The organism is Polaribacter sp. IC073, from assembly GCF_007997075.1.
GTDB lineage: Bacteria > Bacteroidota > Bacteroidia > Flavobacteriales > Flavobacteriaceae > Polaribacter.
Genome location: NZ_VORS01000023.1, coordinates 1 through 2,035 on the forward strand (window position 1 = coordinate 1; position 2,035 = coordinate 2,035).

The window sequence follows — 2,035 nt, forward strand, 5'->3', positions numbered from 1 at the left end:
TTTTGTCTTAATGCCCGAATTTAACAGTTCTACAATCATAACTTTAAATTCATTGTCATACTTTTTTACCATAAGTCAAATATAAAATTTATAACCTCGTAAAAATCGTCACATCAAATGTAGACACTCCATAGAAATAAGTAATCAATTCGAGAATAAACAAAGTTTTTCACAAAAAGCATACTCTTGTTTGAGTGAATTTAATAGTTCAAACGGAGATTGTCTTACCGGTTTTGCACTTTCTGCTGCTACAGTTGGTGTTATTGGGTTATTCACATCATCTGGAGTTGGATCGTTAATTGGTGGAGCTATGTCACTTATTAGATTTGGAGAATGTAATAAAAGAGCTCAAGCTGACCTTGCTGATTGTAGATGAGATAAAAAATAAAATATGAAAAATAAAATAATTTTCATACCGCTTATACTATATTTTTTTGTGGATATTTTAGAAATATACACCAAAGGTAATTATCTATGGATTAAAATAATTTCAGTTATTTTAATAATAATAATTGGACTTTATTTGAAAATATTTAAAAAAAATAAATAACGTGGCACAACCCGTATATAATTTATTGCTGGCTTTTTGCCTACTTGCGAAAGTCCTCGCTGACTTTCTATCTGTGATTTTTTTATTAACTTCACTACTTAAAATCGCAACTAAACTTACATAACAACATTGTGCTTCATTACACTCAACCGCTAACCAATGATAAAATTCTTTAGAAAAATTAGAAGAGATATGATTAAGGACGACAAAGTCAGTAAGTATTTCCTTTATGCTATTGGAGAAATTGTACTTGTGGTTATTGGAATTTTAATTGCTTTAGCAATAAATAATAATAACGGAGAACGTAAAACTAGAACAAAGGAGCTTAACTATTTATCAGGTATTAAATCTGATATAAATCTTAATTTAATCGAACTCAAAACTTATATCACAACTAGAGAAATAGCTGTTGGGTCTGCTAAAACTGTCCTTAAGTTTTTTAATAATAAAAAAGAAGTCATGCCAGATGAATTTAATTTTAATAGTTTGAATGTACAGATTTGGTATCCTTTTAAAAAAAATGATAATACGTATCAAGAACTAATAAACTCTGGAAATCTTGCTATTATATCTAATGATTCAATTAAGGATATACTTATAAATTCACAGTTGGGTTACAAGCAAATATCCTTTTTGGAAACTCATATGCAATATGATTTTGAGAATTACATTTACCCTATATATTTCAGTACCACAGATCTTGAATCAGATATTTTAAACTATACTTTTCAAGTATCAAATGGAACAGATGGTCTAAGAACAGAACTCTCTAAAGAAAAAATTGAATTATTATTAAAAAACCAAACATTTAAAAATGGCTTTGTACTTTCCATCTTTAATAATAAAAAGCTTATTACTGAATATAAAAATATGATCTTAATGACCGAAAAATTAATTAATTTAATTGATTCAGAATTAATAAAAAACAAATAACGAAAGCACAACAACGTTGTGCTTAATTATCAGAAACCGCTAACAAATGATAAAATTCTTTAGAAAAATTAGACAACGAACTCTGACTGAAAATAAGTTCGGAAAGTATTTGACTTATGCAATGGGAGAAATTGTACTTGTAGTTATTGGAATTTTGATTGCGTTGCAGATTAATAGTTTGAATGAAGAAAATAAAAAAGAAAAATTAAAGGATAATTATATAAAAGCCTTTCAAACTGATTTAAAAGCTGACGTTAATCTACTTGAAGGACAAATAGCAAATTTTAATGAAGAATTAAAAAAGAATGTAGCATTAGCAAAACGACTTTCTGCCCCTTTTGCTAACTCTGACACGATTATAAAAATAGCTCGTTATAAGTTCACACCATTTTTTAATCCTAGTAATGAATTAAATCTAAATACTTTGGAGTAGCTAATAAATTTGTGACTATTTTCTTAAGCTACTTTTTTAATAATTCCTCTCAATTTTATTTCCATTTCTAGCGGTGAGAGATATCCTAAACTAGAATGTAATCTTTGGGTATTATACCA

2 protein-coding genes are annotated in these 2,035 nt (G+C 27.5%); both read left to right on the forward strand.

What is annotated here, in order from left to right:
- Positions 1–709: 709 nt before the first annotated feature.
- On the forward strand, positions 710–1,483 hold the full coding sequence (locus ES045_RS16130) for a DUF6090 family protein (RefSeq protein WP_147117301.1): 774 nt from the start codon (positions 710–712) through the stop codon (positions 1,481–1,483).
- 46 nt (positions 1,484–1,529) lie between these two features.
- Positions 1,530–1,916 (forward strand): DUF6090 family protein, encoded by a 387-nt coding sequence (locus tag ES045_RS16135; RefSeq protein ID WP_147117302.1) that lies wholly within the window; start codon positions 1,530–1,532, stop codon positions 1,914–1,916.
- Positions 1,917–2,035 lie beyond the last annotated feature (119 nt).

What these genes read in the sequence shown, in the direction of transcription:
- ES045_RS16135 (WP_147117302.1), top strand. Translation starts at nt 1,530, where the DNA reads ATGATAAAATTCTTTAGAAAAATTAGACAACGAACTCTGACTGAAAAT.
- ES045_RS16130 (WP_147117301.1), top strand. Translation starts at nt 710, where the DNA reads ATGATAAAATTCTTTAGAAAAATTAGAAGAGATATGATTAAGGACGAC.